Raw genomic sequence first — 18,430 nt, 5'->3', positions numbered from 1 at the left:
TAAAATATTTGAAATGAAATTCATCTTCAGGTCTGGGAAATCTAATTTCCTTTTAGCGTTGCTCATAATTGTGTCCATTGGGGCATGTAAAAAATCGAAAGTAGAGCCTGAATCAACGGCTCCTGTGCCGGTAACCGTAGGGCCAAATACTAAGCAAACACCAACAACTGATAGAACACAGCTTACTAACGATTCATTGTTTCTGTATGCTCAACAGGTATATTATTGGAATGATGCATTGCCTTCTTATGATAATTTTACGCCCAGAACTTACGGGAGTGACATCAATGGCGAATTATTTGCAATCACGAGATTTAAAATAGATCCGGCTACCAATAAACCATACGAATATAGGCCATCAAATCCTGGCGTACCAAAATATTCATATATACAAGATATTACCAATAAAAATCCTGTTGCAGTTTTGCCCAATGAACAGGCATCTGTAGATTTAGAAGGGAATGGAAATGATGTTGGTATTTTTGCTGTAAGTGCAGTTGGTATCAACAGCACCACATATCGGCTCTATATTCTTGCGGTCGACAAAGGCTCTCCTGCAGATGATTTCGGTCTGACAAGGGGAGCGTACATCACAAAAATAAATAATACAACGATTGGTGTTACTGCTAATTTTGATTCAGATAGAACTGTGATCAATTCCACTATTTATGGAAGTCCAAATAGCATCACTATTGAAGGAGTTAAAACAAATGGAGCTACATTTGCAACAACACTCAATAAGAAGTCTTATAAAAGCAACCCGATATTTAAGACAAACGTATTAACTGTAGGTGCAAAGAAGATCGGTTATCTGGCTTACGCACGCTTTTCAAATGAGTCCAATTCATTCTCTGTTTTAGAGTCTGCTTTTGCCGATTTTTCTTCACAAGGGGTCACAGATTTAGTGGTTGATTTGCGCTATAATGGAGGTGGATATGTAAATACCGCTGAAGAGCTGGTTAATCTTATTGCTCCATCATCCGCAACGGGAGTGATGTATAAAGAGTATTACAATTCAACAATGCAGAATGGTCAGGCTACAATTTTGAAAAACCAACTTCTATTAGATGCAAATAATAAGGTGCAATATAGAAATGGCAGGATGTTAAATTATTTTGATGATGTAGATTACACATTAGCTAAAAACTCCCATTCATTTAGTAAAAAAGGAAGCTTGAACTCGATTAATAATATTGTATTTATAGTTAGCGGGAATACAGCTTCAGCAAGTGAGTTGGTTATCAATAGCCTGAAACCAAAAATGAATGTGAAGTTGGTAGGTACACAGACCTATGGTAAACCAGTAGGCTTTTTTCCAGTACTTATTCAAAATAAATATGATGTTTACTTCTCTATGTTCGAAACCAAGAACTCGTTAGACCAGGGTGGATACTATAGTGGAATGGTGCCTGATGTGGTTAATGATAAGGATTATGGTGATTATGATTTTGGTAATCCATCCGAAGGTTTATTGTCAGCAGCTATAGATGTTCTCGTGCCAAAAACGCCCACCGTTGGTGTAGTTTCCAGAGACAGGGTAATGAGTGTATCTGCGGACGGATTAGGTGTTGGAATCAAATCTATGGTTGGAGAATTTAATCAAAATAAAGAGTTTGTAGGTATGATTGAAACAAGGCTTAAAAATAAATAGCAAAAATAAAGCACTGTTAATCTGGAGCCCTGTTTCTGTATCAGAAATTTTATTGATACAATTGTGTAAATAGCTTTGAAGTATGGCTCTTTTTTTGTTTTATTGTGTATTAATAGATAAAAAGCACGTTTAGTTAAGATTTTAGCCAATATTATTATGTTAGGGGAATTAATAGAGAAAGAAGCGATAGACATCAGTCAAATCATCCATGCTGATCAAAATCATACCGAAGAATTAAGAGATAAATTAAATGCTGCCCAGAGATTGGGGAATGAGTTTAAATCGAAAGCAGACATTACATTCAATACCAAAGAAGGACCAAAAACAGTTTCAACAACAGTTTGGTCAGTTACTGAAAATTATCTTCAATTAAAAAATGGAATACATATTCCATTGACTAGCTTAATAGCTATAGATTTTTAGGTCTTATTGTTTTCTTATTTGCAGATTCTGGTGAAACAGTTTTTGTATATCACGTTCTTTATCGATGTTGTTAATGATCTCTAGAATAGAGTTGCTGGCATCGATAAAGAACGTTTTATTTATATTCTGATATTTATCACTTGCCTTGTGGTAATCCTTATGATCTTCAACACCAAAATAAATAAACGGAATATTCTTATCGTTAAAAGCTGAATGGTCGCTCTGATTGGTCCAGTCGTCATGTCCCAATTTAGGATCATCATGACCGAATAATATTTTCGGTTTAGGGTTAGAAGTATAGAAGTAATTTTTTAAGGAAGGATATTTAAAGGTACCACAGGCATAAAGTTCTCCTTTATCACTGCGACTGATCATATCCAAATTGATGTTGAGTATGATTTTATCCAGTTCTACCGGCGGGTTGGCAACAAATGCCCTGGCTCCCTGTAAACCCATTTCTTCTGCATCAAAAGCAGCGAAAATTAATGTATGATGGGGTTTATGCGCTTTATAATAAGCCGCATATTTTAACAGTGCAGCAACACCGGAGGCATTGTCGTCGGCACCATTGTAAATCTGATTGTTAATGATTCCTAAATGGTCATAGTGCGCCGAAATGACAATCACCTGATCGCTTTTACTTTGACCTTCAATATAGCCAACCATGTTTTTTCCATGAATGACAGCGGTGCTGTTCGTTGAAAAAGAAAAAGGTTGTTCATAACCATGTAACTGAGGGAATGATGATAAGCCTATTGTCTTAAATCTTTCGGCCAGATAAGCTCTTGCCATTTCAGCTCCTTTTGTGCCGGTTTTACGCCCCTCGTAGCTGTCAGAAGATAGAATCTCTACATCCTTTAACAATTGTTTGTCTACAGGGTTAATACCCGTGTTTTTTACAGTACCACAGCTCAACAACAATCCTAATGATATCAGCAGGCAAGTATTCATATAAAAAGTCTTCAACATCATATAAAGGTAATTATAGTTACTGATATACTAACAATCCTTTTTTTGTAAAAACTTAAATTTAGTCCTGCTGTTTTAAGGTTATCCCACTAATTTGGGAGCTGTTATTAATCATAAAACAATTTAAAATGGAATACAGGCATTTAGGAAAATCAGGCTTGCAGGTAAGTGCATTGTCTTTAGGTAGCTGGCTTACTTTCGGGCATCAGATTAGCGATAAAACTGCAGACGAGCTGATGGGGATAGCTTATGATGCCGGAGTTAACTTCTTCGACAATGCAGAAGGATATGCCGCGGGTAAATCGGAAATTGTGATGGGAAGAATATTAAAAGCTCACAAATGGGAGCGTGAATCTTTTGTGCTTTCCAGCAAAGTTTTTTTTGGAACTGAAAATAAGGGAGCTAATAGAGTAGGACTATCCCGTAAACATGTTATCGAAGCGTGTAATGGTGCTTTGTCGAGGTTACAGGTTGATTATCTGGATCTTTATTTCTGTCATCGTCCGGATAGAAACACACCTATCGAAGAAACGGTATGGGCAATGAATACGCTTTTGCAGCAAGGTAAAATCCTTTATTGGGGGACATCAGAGTGGAATGCCTCAGAGATTATGGAAGCTATTAGGGTAGCTAAGCAATACAACCTTATTGGCCCAACTATGGAGCAACCTCAATACAATTTAATGGAGCGTAATAAGCTCGAAAACGAGTACCTTTTGCTGTTTAAAGAATATGGATTGGGTACTACCATTTGGTCGCCATTGGCTTCAGGCTTGCTGTCGGGTAAGTATACAACTAAAAAAACGAAGGATACCCGTTTGGAGCTGAAAGGTATGGAATGGTTAAAGGATGCAGTGTTGAATGAAGAAAAGTTAAAGAAAGCAGAGCAGTTGCAAACACTGGCTGATGCGCTCGATGTGTCCCTGGCTAAACTTTCTTTGGCATGGTGCCTTAAAAATCCACACGTAAGTTCTGTTATTTTAGGTGCTTCAAAAATAGAACAGTTAGAAGAAAATTTAACCGCGTTAGAGGTGCTACCATTGCTCAGCAATGAAGTAATGGACCGCATAGAAGAGATTGTACAAACTAAGCCGAAAGTAATACAGTTTTAACATGAAAATTGAAAGCCATGAACAGATTATTCATACTGGGATTAGGATTAATGCTTAGCAGTATAGCCTTCCAGGCGAAAGCACAGGTGCCTGCAAATGACCAGACAGGATTTGGTATCAGGGCCGGTGTCAACCTAATGAATATGCATTCGGTAACGTTTGGATTGCAGGATTATAATACCAATGCAGAAGTAGGGTTTCAGGTGGGGGTATATGGAGATTTGGCAATAGCTAGAAACGTTACTTTCCTTCCAGAGATTTACTATATCCAGAAGAATGCCAAATTTCAAGAAACTGCATCCAGCAAAGTTAATATGAAGTTTTCCTATCTGGAGGTTCCTGTATTGATTGGCTACAAACCTGTACCCGATTTAACATTGTTTGTTGGCCCGGAAGTTTCATTTCTACTGTCACAGAAAACCACATTAAGTACAAATGGAGTGCAGGTTAGTGATGATACCAGTCTCAAAAACTACCGCAAATTTATTGCCGGTGGGGCTGCAGGTTTAGGTTACAGCATTACCCCAAATATCAATGTAAATGCAAGGTATTCGATAGATTTTCAAAAGGCGCTTACAGAAGGGGCTCTTAACTTTAAAAATAAGGGCTTTCTCTTATCATTGGGCTATACTTTTTAAGCTGTTAGAGCATAAAAAATGCCATAGAGGTTAATTCTATGGCATTTTATGCTTAATTAAAATGAATGTTTAATAATAAGTAAGTCTAATTACTCCAGCCATTTTCTTAGCCAAACGGATCACTTGTCTGGTGTAACCATATTCATTGTCATACCAGGCGTAAAGTACAATAGATTTATTGTCTTTGGCAATGATGGTTGCAGGGCCATCAATAATAGAAGCGTGACTATTACCAATTAAATCTGTACTTACCAATTCATTAGAGATTGAATATTCAATCTGCTCAGATAAATTGCCAAATAAAGATGCTTGTTTCAAAATATCTGCAACTTCCTCTTTAGAGGTTACTCTGTTTAAAGATAAGTTCAGTATGGCAAGCGATACGTTAGGTGTAGGAACGCGCACTGCATTTCCTGTTAATTTACCACCTAAGTGCGGAATTACCTTAGCTACAGCTTTATCTGCACCCGTTTCAGTAATTACCAGGTTTAGCGCTGCCGAGCGACCTCTACGATATTTTTTATGGTAATTGTCCAGTAAATTCTGGTCATTTGTATAAGAATGTACCGTTTCGATATGCCCTTTTTCAATGCCAAATGCATCATCCACTATTTTTAGTACAGGTACAATGGCATTTGTGGTACAAGAAGCATTTGATAAAATATTTTCTTTTTTGAAATCAATTTCAACGTCATTGATACCTGTAACCACATTAGGAATGTCACCTTTAGCAGGGGCTGTAAGCAAAACTTTGCTGATCCCCTTAGATTTTAAGTGTCTGCTTAAGCCTTCACGGTCGCGGTAAATACCTGTGTTATCTATTAAAAGTGCATCCTTAATATCGTAAGCTGTATAATCTACTGATTCTGGTGAATCGGCCTGGATAAAATAAATGGTCTGTCCATTGACGATTAAAGCTTTGTTTTCAAAATCTTCAACGATAGTGCCATTAAAAGGGCCATGGATAGAATCCGTCCGCAACAATTCACCTCTTTTAATCAATTCTTCGTCGCTATAACTACGGGTTACAATTGCCCTTAAGCGTAGCTGTTCTCCTTTACCGGCTTGCAAGATGAGCTCGCGTGCAGCAATTCTGCCAATACGTCCGAAACCAAATAAAACTACATCTTTGGCTTTTAAGCTGATTTTGTCTTTGCCGATGTGTTTGCTTAATTTGTCGACCACAAAATCATAAATAGAAGGGTAGTTGTTATTGTCTTCCAGCCATTCTGAAGCCAGTCGGCCAATATCCACCCTTGAAGGAGCCAGGTTGCATTTAGCAATAGCAGTGGCCAACTCTAAAGTTTCGTAAATGCTGATGTCTTTTCCACTTACTTCTTTTGCATACTGGTGATGCGCAAGGATCTCGCTGCTACCTACATCAAATAAAGGTTTCCGGAATAATACCAGTTCAACAGATCTGTCGAACCATAGCTGGCCCACAATATTGATCAATTCAATTGCTTTCTTTTCTTTTTCAATCCAGTTTTGGAACTCGGATTGGTACTTCTTTAACATGTCAGGAAATTTTGGTTAGAATGCCACAAAAGTAAAAAAGATTGAGTGAGTACCCAACCTTTTTTATGTTATAATTTGAATGTTTTTTAGGAAGCATATAAGGCTTTTTAGTTGTATCACCTTACCGTTTATATATTATCCTAAGTATGATTTTAATATTTTACTTCTTGAAGTATGACGTAGTCGTTGCAAAGCTTTATCTTTAATCTGACGAACACGTTCGCGGGTCAGGTTAAACTTCTCACCAATTTCTTCTAATGATAATGGGTGATTTGTGCTTAAACCAAAGAATAAAACAATGATCTCACGTTCACGCTCAGTCAAAGTAGACAAAGAACGTTTAATCTCTTCCGAAAGCGACTCGTTAATTAAACTACTGTCAGTATTTGGCTCATGGTTTTCTAATACATCCAGCAAAGTATTTTCTTCACCTTGCACAAAAGGAGCATCCATAGATACATGACGACCTGAGTTACTTAAGGTGTCAGAGATTTTATCAACGGTAGTCTCTAAAATATCTGCCAATTCTTCAGGAGAAGGTTCACGCTCATACTCTTGCTCTAATTTTGAGAATGCTTTACTGATTTTGCTTAAAGAGCCAACCTGGTTCAATGGTAAACGTACAATACGGCTTTGCTCAGCAATAGCCTGTAAAATTGATTGACGAATCCACCAAACAGCATATGATATAAATTTGAAACCTTTAGTTTCATCAAAACGCTTAGCTGCTTTAATTAAGCCCAGGTTACCTTCGTTAATTAAATCTCCTAATGTCAAACCCTGATTTTGATATTGTTTCGCAACTGAAACCACAAAACGTAAGTTGGTTTTTGTTAAGCGTTCTAATGCAGCCTGATCTCCCTCCCGTATCTTCCTTGCTAATATTACTTCTTCTTCTGCTGTGATTAAATCCACTTTACCAATCTCGTGAAGGTATTTGTCTAATGATTGACTTTCGCGATTGGTAATTGATTGCGTGATTTTGAGTTGTCTCATTTATATGTTTTGGTACCCGTTATTTGTTTTGAATGTGCAAAAGTAAGCATTTTAAGGCGTTTTTAAAACATAAATTCCTGAAAATGTTACACTTTACACCAGTAAATTGAATAATAATTATACAGCAAAAATTATTCCAAAATCCAATTGTCAGTGTTTTATTCTTGTTAACTTACATACCGTAAAATTGTAGTTTGCAATGCTGTGCATTGATTGATAATTATATACCAACAAGTTATACTGAGAATATTTACTAAAAGAGACTGTACGAACCTGGCACAGTCTCTTAAGCTGTATGGAATGGGCTATTAGCTTAAATCTAAAACTTCGGCTTCAGGCGCATTCTTTTTGACAGATTCAATACCGTTCTCACGGTTTGCTTCACTTTCGTACATTTCGCTGCTTCCAATAACTTGACCATTGCTGGCTTTTAAATTGAAATAGGGTTTGTCGTTAGTTGAAATTTTTCTTTCGAATTTACTATCATCCTTTGAGTTTCTTTTAACCGATTCTATGCCATTCTGGCAAGCACCTTTACTTGTATAGCCTTCGCTTGTTAAAATAACCTGACCATTAGCTGCTTTTAGATTAAACTGAAACTCTCCGTTTTTTCTTGTCGTGATTTCAAATTTGCCCATAATTTTTCTTTATTAGTTTTTACTTAGGTTGACTTTACTAACCGATTTATGAAAAACAAATATTAAAGAAAAAAGATTTTGCTAAATGCTATTTAAATCAAAAGTGCGGTCAAGCCTGATGCCTTTTTCAGTTTCCTGTAAGGTGCAGCACTCATTAATCGGGTCATGTTCCAGATATAAAATGTATTTTTTGTCAATAGCCTCCTGTAAGAAAGCCTTTTTTTCCTTCAGCGTTTGCAAAGGAAACATGTCATAAGCCATTACATAAGGTAGGGGAATATGCCCAACCGAAGGCAAAAGATCAGCCATATAAACTATAGTCTTGTCTTTATACTGTATCTGCGGCAGCATCATGGCATCGGTATGTCCATAAGCGAATCGAATATTTATGCCCTTATGAAATTCTACCCCATCTTTATCCGGAATAAATCTAAGCTGTCCACTTTCCTGTATCGGTAAAATGTTCTCTCTTAAAAATGAAGCTTTCTCTCTTTCATTAGGATTTACTGCCCAATCCCAATGCTGGGCATTGCTCCAGTAAAAAGCATTTTTAAATGCCGGGCGAAGTCTATCACCTATTCTTACAATTGAACCTCCACAATGGTCAAAATGCAGGTGTGTTAAAAACACATCCGTAATGTCATCTTTACTAAATCCTTTTGCAGCTAATGATTTATCCAGGGTGTCGTCACCATGCAAATAATAATGTCCAAAAAACTTCTCATCTTGCTTATCCCCAATTCCATTATCGACTAATATCAACCTGTCACCATCCTCAATCAGCAAGCAACGCATCGCCCAGGTGCATAGATTATTGGCGTCAGCGGGATTGCTACGTTGCCATATCGTTTTAGGTACTACGCCAAACATAGCGCCACCATCCAATTTAAACAGACCCGTGTTTATTGTATGTAAATTCATGTTTTTGGATTAAAGATTAAGGAGCAAGGGTTAAGGAGCAAGGAATCAAGAACAAGGAGTAATGATAAAGGAGCAAGGATTAAGGAACAAGGAGCAAGGATTAATGAACAAAGATAAAAAGAAAAGGAGCAAAGATTTGAACATTTAGTCCTTAATCTTGGCTCCTTTATCCTTATTCAATATAAGCTAAATTACAAGTGAATCACTTCGCCATAAGCATCAGCAGCAGCTTCCATAATAGCTTCGCTCATTGTAGGGTGCGGGTGTACTGATTTAATCATTTCATGACCGGTAGTTTCCAGTTTGCGGGCAACTACAATCTCAGCAATCATTTCTGTAACATTGGCTCCAATCATATGTGCGCCTAATAACTCACCATATTTAGCGTCGAATATCAGTTTTACAAAACCATCTTTTGCACCGGCAGCACTGGCCTTACCTGAAGCTGAGAAAGGAAATTTTCCAATCTTTAACTCGTAACCTGCAGCTTTGGCGGCTTTCTCTGTATAGCCTACAGAAGCAATTTCCGGACTGCAATAGGTACATCCAGGGATGTTGTTATAATCTAAAGGCTCAGGTTTATGACCTGCAATTTTCTCAACGCAGATAATACCTTCAGCAGATGCAACGTGCGCAAGCGCTTGTCCACCAACGATGTCACCAATTGCATAATAACCTTTTACCGAAGTATTGTAAAATTCGTCAACTACAACTTTACCTTTTTCAGTTTTAATACCTGTTTCTTCTAAACCAATGTTCTCAATGTTTGCAACAACACCGGCAGCAGAAAGCACGATGTCGCACTCTAAAGTTTGCATACCAGAAGCGGTTTTAACCTGAACTTTACAGCCTGTACCACTTGTGTCAACAGATTCAACACTTGAAGAAGTCATGACCTCAATACCAGCCTTTTTGAAGCTGCGTAACAATTGCTTCGATACATCTTCATCTTCAACCGGAACTACATTGTCCATAAATTCTACTACAGTAACTTTAGTACCTAATGTAGCATAGAAATAAGCAAACTCAACACCAATTGCACCAGAACCTACAACAACCATTGATTTTGGTTGTTCAGGCAATACCATTGCTTGTCTGTAGCCGATCACCTTTTTGCCATCCTGTTTAAGGTTAGGTAATTCTCTTGATCTACCACCAGTTGCTAGTATAATACTGGTTGCAGTATATTCTTTCTGAGAACCGTCGGCAGATTTAACCTCTACTTTATTACCTGGTTTAGCTTTTCCGGTACCCATGATCACATCAATCTTGTTCTTTTTCATTAAGAATTGAACACCTTTACTCATGCCATCAGCAACACCACGACTGCGCTTTATAACGGCAGCAAAATCTGCTTCAGCTTCAGCAGTCTTAATGCCATATTCAGCAGCATGGTTGATATATTCAAATACCTGAGCGCTTTTTAACAATGCTTTGGTAGGTATACAGCCCCAGTTAAGGCATATCCCACCTAAAGATTCGCGTTCAACTACCGCAGTTTTTAAACCCAACTGAGAAGCTCTTATTGCAGCCACATATCCACCTGGACCGCTGCCTATTACTATTAGATCGTAGTTCATATCTTTGATAAAGGAATTTAACTTAGTAAAGCGCCAAAATTAAAAAAAAATGTTCATTAAATGTGCGTTACTATATTTCGATTACGTGATTTGTTGATGAAGTTTATGTTTAGCGCTTAAATCTAAATCGTATTCTTATATTGAATCGATATAAATAACTGGTAAACCGTTAGTTATATATTTAACTTATATGTTAATTGTTGAAAAGTACTCGCATTCTTAATAATTATTTAACATTGAAAGTTGAAATGCCTGCATAATAAATATTTAACTTTGCAGCCGATATTCTGATATATCACCGGAGAAAATTAAAAAAAACAAAAAAGTATGAAGAAATCTTTACTAGCTTTCACGTTTCTACTACAATTTCTTGCGATCAGCGTTTACGCGCAGCAAACAATTAAAGGAAGGGTGATTGATTCATTGACAAATGAAACACTGCCAGGGGCTTCAATTGGTTTTAAAGGAACTAAAAATTTTACGTCAACTTCTTTAGATGGAACTTTTAGTCTTACAAAACAAGAAGGTTCAAATGTTTTGGTTGTTTCCTTTATGGGATATAACTCAAAAGAAGTAATCATTAAGGGCAGCAAGGCAAATCTTGGAGATATAAAAATCTCTCCAAACTCTAATTTAATGTCTGAAGTTGCAATCATTGGCTCTAACATTGCAATTGATAGAAAAACACCTGTAGCTGTATCTACGGTAAATGCTATTGAAATTTCAGAAAAGGGTAGTAACCAGGAGTTTCCTGAATTGTTAAATTCCACGCCAGGTATTCAAGCGACAAAGCAAGGTGGTGGTTTTGGAGATTCAAGAGTTAGCATTCGTGGTTTTAGCACCAATAACATGGCTATTATGGTGAATGGTATTCCTATCAATGATATGGAGAATGGATCTGTTTACTGGTCTAACTGGGCTGGTTTAAGAGATGTGACTTCTTCTATGCAGGTTCAGAGAGGGTTAGGGGCTACAAAACTAGTTGTTCCTTCTCTTGGTGGTACTGTTAACATCATTACCAAAAGTACAGACAGTGAAAAAGGTGGCTCTATTTCTCAAACTATAGGAAATGATGGTTTCTTAAAAACTGCCCTTTACATTTCTACAGGGATGAATGATAAAGGCTGGTCTTTTTCGGCTCAAGGTTCACGTAGCTCAGGTAATATGTATGCAGAAGGACTTCAGTTTACCGGCTACAATTACTTCTTCAATATTTCTAAAAGATTTAATGACCACCATATGCTATCCCTTACAGGAATGGGGGCACCACAGTGGCACGGACAAAGGTCAACTAAACAGTCTATCCTGGATTATGAAAATGCACCACAAGGTATTAAGTTCAATGCAGACTGGGGTGTAAAATATGGACAAGTTGTTAATGTAAGAAATAACTACTTTAACAAACCGATTGTCTCTTTAAATGATTATTGGACTATTGATGAAACGTCTAGTTTATCTACTGTATTGTATGCCTCGCATGGTGCTGGTGGTGGTGGTTCAAGTCTTACGACTTCCCCATATACTATACCTAGAGTTGGTGGATATGCTTATGCACCGTATGATTTAGACGCAGTGGTTGCTGCAAATAAAGCTACTCCAGATGGAGCTGCATTAGCTTATTTATATAATTCCGTAAACAATCACAACTGGGTTGGTGCGATAAGTACTTATAATAAAAAATTCAGCAATTATTTCAATTTTACCGGTGGTCTTGATTTAAGGTATTATGAAGGTCTTCACTATGTGGAAATTGCAGACCCACTAGGTGCCGACTATGTAACCTATGCTTGGAGAGGTATTAACGCTAATACTACTTACCGTGGAGATATTAACAATCCGAATCCAATTTTAAGAACTGGTGATAAGTTTGAATATAACTATAATAGCAAGATCCTTTGGGAAGGTGTATCAGGACAAGTTGAATATTCAAAGGATAATGTAACGGCTTTTGTTTCCCTGGCTGCATCTAATACATCTTTCAAGAGGATTGACTTTTTTAACTATACACCAGATGATCCTAATAGAGTATCGCCATATAAGAACTTTTTAGGTTATCAGGCAAAAGGTGGTTCTAACTATAATATTGATGACCACAGTAATGTGTTTGCTAATATTGGTTATTTAGAAAAAGCACCAATTTTTACTAACGTGTTCCTTGACTATAAGAACTATATCAATCCAGATGCTAAAAGTGAAAAGTTATTCAGTTACGAATTGGGTTATGGATATAGAAGTAAAACGCTTACTGCAAATATCAACTTGTACCGGACTACTTATAGAGACCGTGCAAGAGCAGTTAATCAAACCGCACAGGATGGAACAATATATACATTTAACCTAACCGGTGTAAATGAGTTGCACCAGGGTGTAGAAGTTGATTTCAGATATAAGCCAATTTCTGCTGTGAGCTTACGTGGTATGTTATCTGTGGGTGACTGGAAGTATTTAAACAATATTGGTCCTGTGACTGTAAATGCAGAAAACGGAAGTACTGCTACTCCGCCAAGTATTAGTAAAATATATTTGAAAGGATTGAAAGTTGGTAACCAGGCTCAAACCACGGCAGCTCTAGGATTAGATGTGGATGTATTACCGGAATTAAGGCTTGGTGCTGATTTTAACTATTATTCAAACTATTATGCAGATTTTAATTTCTACAGCTATACCAAAGAAGGTGCGAAACCTTGGAAATTACCTGATTATGGCTTGCTTAACTTGAATGCAGTAATTAAGTTTAAAATTGCAGGTTTAAATTCTGCTGTATATGCAAACGTAAACAACGTATTGAATACGAAATATGTTGCTGATGCATATGATGCTGCTGGTACAAGTACTGCAGCAGGATCTACTGTATTTTACGGATTTGGAAGAACCTGGACTACTGGTTTGAAAATTAATTTCTAAAATTAAGATGATGAAAAATTATATATATATTATTCTGGCATTTGTTGCGATGGCATTTGCTGCTTGTAACCCGATGAAGGATACAATTGATGAAATTACCGCCAATGCAGGTGCAACTAAAACCTTAAATATTACGACTACTGCAACTTATGAAACCGTTGCAGCTGCTAATACAGGTATTGCGGTTATGTTAAACAAGACATACCCACAGATGACCAATGGCGCCTTGGCAAATGTAACTTATAGCTACAAAACTAATACAGTAAAACCAGTAGACAGTGTTTATGCTAATGTTACGTATACAGTTACAGACGCTGATTACCTAGCTACAAATGGTAATGCAAACAAAAATTTCACCTCCGCAAAGGTTTTAGAGTTTTTAGAGTCTAAGTACCCTCAGGCAAGTACGCCACTTAATAAATTGGTTATTTTGACCTATACATTCTTTCTTTCTAATGTAACCACTGGGACACTGGTTACTGAAGCATATTTGTTGCAGTCAATTGGTTGGCAAAAAATTTATTTGGTTTCAAATGCGCAGTATACTTCTGTTGGAAGAGGGACAAACAATATGTTTCTTTCAGGTGATGCGGCTAATTTGGCTGGTTATTTTAATATTTTCTTAAAAGCTGATCCAACAGTAATGTTAACAGCTAAAGTTGGTGATAAAATTAATATTAGCTACAGGGTTTTTCAATCTACCACCGTTTCTTATCAAAGGGTGTATGTTTTAACATACGACGGGGTGAATTGGTTGCCTAACACTACACTTGGTTTCCTTAAACAAAATGGACAATGGATTCCGGATCCAACCATTTATTACACTATGATTACAACTGATTATACGAACCTTAATCTGCCTGGTGTAACTTATACTTTTGGTACTGCAGCAAACAGAGGAAATGCTGCTCAATACAGAAGTATTAATGTTAGTGCTACAAACGGTACGCAATGGACAACCGCAGAAATTCAGGCTATGTTGATTTATACTTTAAACCTGAGGTTTCCTAATGCAGTTGCTAATCCGGAGATTCCTTATGTCATCACTTATTATTCCTACAATGGAAAATACACTTACGTGCCTGTGAAATTCTTTAAAACAGATACTGGATTTGTTTTAGCAAATCCTTAATCATAAAATCTTTACAGTTTTGTAAACCCTGCTTCACTCATTTGAAGCAGGGTTTTTCAGTATAGGACAGTATAGGACAAGGTGTAGGACAGTATGTATTTGGTTAAGCGTTGAGTAAGCATTGGATAAGGGTTGGTTAAGCCTTGGAATACCCCCTTGCTTAACCAACCCTTATTCAATACTTGTCCAATGATTGCGCTAATCATACCAGATTGTCTTATATTGATAGTTTACTCTTAATAATACATTTATGACCTTATGAGCTTTCTTCTTAATACTTTAAGCCCGTTGTTAATTTGTTTGGAAACATTGTTTTCATTGGTGTTTAGTTTTGCTGCGATCTCCTTATAAGTAAGTTGTTTTTTTCTGCTCAACTCAAATATCTGTCTCATTTTAGGCGGTAGAGCTGCAATTTCCTTATTGATATGTGCACTACATTCCTTTTCTCTAACTCTCGCATCTGTTCCGGTTCCTCTGCCGGTGGCCATAAGTCCCTTTAATGATTGGATGTATTTGGCTTCTACCTGCTGATGGAGGTAAAGATCTAATATGCGGTTCTTCATTAAGGTATATAAGTATCCGGTAAGGTTTGTTGGGATTAGGTGTGTCTCCCTCTTTATCCAGATCTTGGCGAAAATTTCTTGTAATATATCTTTTGCAAGATCTTCATCTTTTAGCTTTTTTCTAGCCTGGACAAATAGTACCTGAAAATACCTGTTGTATATTTCTGTATAAGCGTTATGATCTGATGCCTGCAATAGCTTAATTAATTTTGCATCAGATAGAATTTTGTAGTTGAAATCTAGCATACTTCAAGCTCCTTTCTAATGGATAAGTTAAAGTTGAAATTTTTAATTTGGCTCATGGTTTTATGTGGTTATGTTTTCCAGGAAAATAATTAAGTATGTGTTTTTGTTAATTCAAATATAATTAAAACAACTAAAAGTATTATTTATTTCTATAAAATTAATATTATGAGATTTGATCTAAGATGTTGACTCTATTGCCAATATTTTGATGGAGCTTGAAGAGTTGTTGTCAACCATTTTGAAATTGTGCGGTAGCGATATAATCTTTACTTTTATGGCATAAATTTCAGTTATCATGGTTAAAATTTTTGTTGGGGGACTTAAGCCTGACGTTTCTGAATTAGATCTCGTAATGTTTATAAGTCTCCATGCTCAGGTAAGCACGATAAAAGTTGTGCGTGATAAAGTAACCAAGAGGTGTAAAGGCTATGCTTTTTTGGAGATGGCTAATCAGGCAGAGGCAGAGAAAGCTGTTTTGGTATTAAATGGAGAAACTTATAAAGGGCAGGTGCTTAATATTAAAATCGCTGAAGAACTTGCTCCAGCACCTAAAGCTTATGTGAAAACAAATAAACCTGGCGATAAGAAACGACCAAGACTAAGCTAGGGGTAAAATGGGAGTAGTGAGGGGTAATTAAGGATCAACTACCCCGATAAAGTAAAGTTATTAAGATAGGGATAGTAATCGGTTGCGTACCAAAAGACATGCTCCGATAATTCCCGCACGCTCGCCTAGCTTAGACATTTTTAAAATTGTATCCTGATTAACGAGGCTTAACGAATATTTGTTAATGGCACTCTTTATAGGGAGTCTGATGTATTCTTCTGTAGCTGCAAGACTTCCTCCAAGTATCACCAGTTCCGGATTAAATAAGTTGATGAGTAAAGCTATACCACGACCAAGGTTTTCGCCTATTTTAGCAATCAGCTCTATGGCTAGCACGTCATCGTGATTGGCCGCGCTGATGATGTCTTCCATTTTTAAATCTTCAGGACTTAGGTTGTTTTGGGTTAAAATGGATGAAGAGCCTTCCTGTAATCGTTCTTTAAACATGCGAGTAAGCGCCCATCCCGAAGCCTCAGTTTCTAAACAGCCTTTTTTACCACAGTGACAGATGATTTCGTTGTTGAACAATGGGATATGACCAAATTCACCTGAATAGCCTGATTTACCGTAGTAAAGTTGTCCATTTATCAGAATACCTAACCCTATGCCATAATCGAGGTTTAGGAATAGCACATTTTTTTCTCCGTTAACTACTCCTGCAGAGAATTCTCCGTAGGCCATTGATTTGGAATCGTTTTCCAGGAAAATACGAATACCTATTTTCGATTCAAGGATTTTGGTTAATGGTTCTTCATTGAAATAAAAGAAACTGTAGCTATAGCCGGTAGTGTAGTTGATCCTTCCAGATAAGTTGATGCCTATACCTAATATCTTTTCTCTTGGTGTACTTAGTTCTTTGATGAAATCATTGATCAGGTTACACAATGCTTCGAGCGATTCCTTATTGTTGTCTAGTTTGTAAGGAAGTTTTTCAGAAACCTTGATTAGATTTTTCTGTAGGTCGGATAGGCCAATGTTAATGTGGTTCTGTTTAATGTCTACCCCTATAAAAAAAGCGGATTCGGGTACTAATCCATATAAATTAGGTTTACGTCCTCCAGTAGAATCTATTTTCCCATAATCTTTAATCAGGCCATCCTGTATCAAATCACCTAATAATGCGGTAATTTTTGGAGCACTTAGATTCAGTTCTTTGCATAAATCTGCAATCGTTGCATTACCTATATTGGCAAAGTAACTGATTACGCTTTTTTTTAGGCTAACATTTTTGTATGCAACACCGGTTATATTCTCGCTATTTAATTCTTCAAAAAAAGTTTTCCCCATCTTATTTTACAAGTTTTTTCTCTGTCTGTTTGGTGTCTGAATAGTATGATTGCTGCAAATTAATGCTATTTTATTTATAATCAACACAAACTTACTTTGTTCTGTATAAAATATAAAAATGAGTTAATTTATTGAGAATTGATATTTTATGATGTTAATGGTGTTAAATTTTTAAGTTGTTATTTTATTTAATAAAATGATGTAACTAAATATTGCTTTGTGATAAATTATAATAAATAAATATAAGTTGTTAAAATATATCTATATTGACCTGCGATTTAAGGTGATTTGATTTGGAGTTTATGTGCTTACTATTTGTGAGTTGAAAATTATTAATAAATAGAATCGTGTTGTTGGATTGAATAATTTGTTTGAAGTTAGCGCCTTGCGCATCTTTATAATAAAAATTAAAATATAAATAAGAACTATGAATCAATTAAAAGGATTGTTGTTGCTGACTTTGGTATTTTTATTTCTGTCGGTAAGGGGACAGGACACGATGGTACTTAAGTCTAAGAGCTTAAAAACGGACGATAGTGTGCTGGTTTATAAACCGGCTGTTTATAATGTGAAATCTAAATACCCGGTTGTTTACTTATTGCATGGACATTCAGCTAATTTTAGAACCTGGGCCAGGTTAGCTAACCTGCAAAGGTTGGCAGATACTTATAATTTTATTGTGGTTTGTCCGGATGGCTTAAAGAAAAGCTGGTACATGAATTCTCCTCAGCCGGATAGTGTGCAGTACGAGGATTTCTTTATGAAGGAGTTGATGCCAAAAATAAACAGTGTCTATAAGACTAATAAGGAAAAGATTTTTATTACTGGTAATAGCATGGGCGGTTTTGGGGCTATGTATCTTTTTCTAAAACATCCTGATGTTTTTTTAAGTGCAGGCAGTACTTCCGGAGTGCTTAATTTAAGGCATTCAGGTTTTAAAAAAACAACGATTGCTTATTTGTTAGGACCATACTCGGAAGAAAATAAAGCTTTTGATGAATTTTCTCCGGTAAATAGGCTGGAAAGTATTAAGGATTTAAAAAAGACGCTGATTTTTGATTGCGGTACTGAGGATTATCTGTATGGCGCTAATAATCAATTCAGAAAAAAATGTGATGAATTGAAAATTAAAGCGACTTATATCGCTCAGCCGGGTGCACATACGGGGCCGTACTGGTCTAAAAGCATTGAGGCTCATTTTAGCTTTTTCTCAGGATTGGCCAATAAAGGCTAATGTTATTGTTT

The 18,430-nt window shown here is 36.6% G+C and carries 16 protein-coding genes; 8 read left to right on the top strand and 8 right to left on the bottom strand.

Annotated features, from left to right (window positions below; genetic code table 11):
- Window positions 1-13: 13 nt before the first annotated feature.
- On the top strand, window positions 14-1,651 hold the full coding sequence (locus P0Y49_14905) for a S41 family peptidase (protein WEK18083.1): 1,638 nt from the start codon (window positions 14-16) through the stop codon (window positions 1,649-1,651).
- Between the two features lie 156 nt (window positions 1,652-1,807).
- Window positions 1,808-2,074 carry a hypothetical protein gene (locus P0Y49_14900; GenBank protein WEK18082.1) on the top strand — a complete coding sequence of 89 codons (267 nt, stop codon included), beginning with the start codon at window positions 1,808-1,810 and terminating at the stop codon, window positions 2,072-2,074.
- 3 nt (window positions 2,075-2,077) lie between these two features.
- On the opposite strand, the gene P0Y49_14895 is transcribed toward P0Y49_14900, so the two are convergent.
- Complete coding sequence (locus P0Y49_14895; GenBank protein WEK18081.1) at window positions 2,078-3,046, bottom strand: M28 family peptidase; 969 nt, start codon at window positions 3,044-3,046, stop codon at window positions 2,078-2,080.
- Window positions 3,047-3,171: 125 nt separating this feature from the next.
- Between P0Y49_14895 and P0Y49_14890 the strand changes: the two genes are divergently transcribed.
- Both P0Y49_14890 and P0Y49_14885 read left to right on the top strand, forming a co-directional pair.
- Window positions 3,172-4,155: an aldo/keto reductase gene (locus tag P0Y49_14890; protein ID WEK18080.1), complete on the top strand. Its 984-nt coding sequence runs from the start codon at window positions 3,172-3,174 to the stop codon at window positions 4,153-4,155.
- Window positions 4,156-4,172: 17 nt separating this feature from the next.
- Window positions 4,173-4,793, top strand: a complete 621-nt coding sequence (locus P0Y49_14885) for a porin family protein (protein WEK18079.1) — start codon at window positions 4,173-4,175, stop codon at window positions 4,791-4,793.
- Window positions 4,794-4,862: 69 nt separating this feature from the next.
- Here the strand turns inward: P0Y49_14885 and P0Y49_14880 are convergent, their stop codons facing one another.
- The 5 genes from P0Y49_14880 to lpdA all read right to left on the bottom strand — a co-directional run bounded on the left by P0Y49_14880 (window position 4,863) and on the right by lpdA (window position 10,446).
- Window positions 4,863-6,311 carry a glyceraldehyde-3-phosphate dehydrogenase gene (locus P0Y49_14880; protein ID WEK18078.1) on the bottom strand — a complete coding sequence of 483 codons (1,449 nt, stop codon included), beginning with the start codon at window positions 6,309-6,311 and terminating at the stop codon, window positions 4,863-4,865.
- A gap of 135 nt (window positions 6,312-6,446) precedes the next feature.
- Window positions 6,447-7,307 (bottom strand): RNA polymerase sigma factor RpoD/SigA, encoded by an 861-nt coding sequence (locus P0Y49_14875; GenBank protein ID WEK18077.1) that lies wholly within the window; start codon window positions 7,305-7,307, stop codon window positions 6,447-6,449.
- A 308-nt stretch (window positions 7,308-7,615) separates the two neighbouring features.
- A complete protein-coding gene (locus P0Y49_14870) occupies window positions 7,616-7,945 on the bottom strand; it encodes a YegP family protein (GenBank protein ID WEK18076.1) in 330 nt (109 codons plus the stop codon).
- 81 nt (window positions 7,946-8,026) lie between these two features.
- Window positions 8,027-8,866: an MBL fold metallo-hydrolase gene (locus P0Y49_14865; protein WEK18075.1), complete on the bottom strand. Its 840-nt coding sequence runs from the start codon at window positions 8,864-8,866 to the stop codon at window positions 8,027-8,029.
- A 191-nt stretch (window positions 8,867-9,057) separates the two neighbouring features.
- The gene (lpdA, locus tag P0Y49_14860) at window positions 9,058-10,446 is read right to left on the bottom strand and encodes a dihydrolipoyl dehydrogenase (protein WEK18074.1); all 1,389 of its coding nucleotides are present in this window, start codon (window positions 10,444-10,446) and stop codon (window positions 9,058-9,060) included.
- A gap of 327 nt (window positions 10,447-10,773) precedes the next feature.
- Here lpdA and P0Y49_14855 point away from each other — a divergent pair, with 327 nt between their 5' ends.
- Both P0Y49_14855 and P0Y49_14850 read left to right on the top strand, forming a co-directional pair.
- The gene (locus P0Y49_14855; protein ID WEK18073.1) at window positions 10,774-13,350 is read left to right on the top strand and encodes a TonB-dependent receptor; all 2,577 of its coding nucleotides are present in this window, start codon (window positions 10,774-10,776) and stop codon (window positions 13,348-13,350) included.
- Window positions 13,351-13,357: 7 nt separating this feature from the next.
- A complete protein-coding gene (locus tag P0Y49_14850) occupies window positions 13,358-14,482 on the top strand; it encodes a hypothetical protein (GenBank protein ID WEK18072.1) in 1,125 nt (374 codons plus the stop codon).
- A 248-nt stretch (window positions 14,483-14,730) separates the two neighbouring features.
- Here P0Y49_14850 and P0Y49_14845 read toward each other — a convergent pair whose 3' ends face one another.
- Window positions 14,731-15,291, bottom strand: a complete 561-nt coding sequence (locus P0Y49_14845; protein ID WEK18071.1) for an RNA polymerase sigma-70 factor — start codon at window positions 15,289-15,291, stop codon at window positions 14,731-14,733.
- Window positions 15,292-15,586: 295 nt separating this feature from the next.
- On the opposite strand from P0Y49_14845, the gene P0Y49_14840 reads away from it, so the two are divergent.
- A complete protein-coding gene (locus P0Y49_14840; protein ID WEK18070.1) occupies window positions 15,587-15,898 on the top strand; it encodes an RNA-binding protein in 312 nt (103 codons plus the stop codon).
- A gap of 60 nt (window positions 15,899-15,958) precedes the next feature.
- Here the strand turns inward: P0Y49_14840 and P0Y49_14835 are convergent, their stop codons facing one another.
- On the bottom strand, window positions 15,959-17,185 hold the full coding sequence (locus P0Y49_14835) for an ROK family protein (protein WEK18069.1): 1,227 nt from the start codon (window positions 17,183-17,185) through the stop codon (window positions 15,959-15,961).
- A 427-nt stretch (window positions 17,186-17,612) separates the two neighbouring features.
- Here P0Y49_14835 and P0Y49_14830 point away from each other — a divergent pair, with 427 nt between their 5' ends.
- Window positions 17,613-18,419, top strand: a complete 807-nt coding sequence (locus tag P0Y49_14830) for an alpha/beta hydrolase family protein (GenBank protein WEK18068.1) — start codon at window positions 17,613-17,615, stop codon at window positions 18,417-18,419.
- The last annotated feature ends 11 nt before the right edge of the window (window positions 18,420-18,430 follow it).

This window comes from Candidatus Pedobacter colombiensis, from assembly GCA_029202485.1.
Classification (GTDB): domain Bacteria; phylum Bacteroidota; class Bacteroidia; order Sphingobacteriales; family Sphingobacteriaceae; genus Pedobacter; species Pedobacter colombiensis.
Note: the sequence above shows the minus strand (reverse complement) of the source record. Positions and strands in the feature narration are given on the sequence as shown.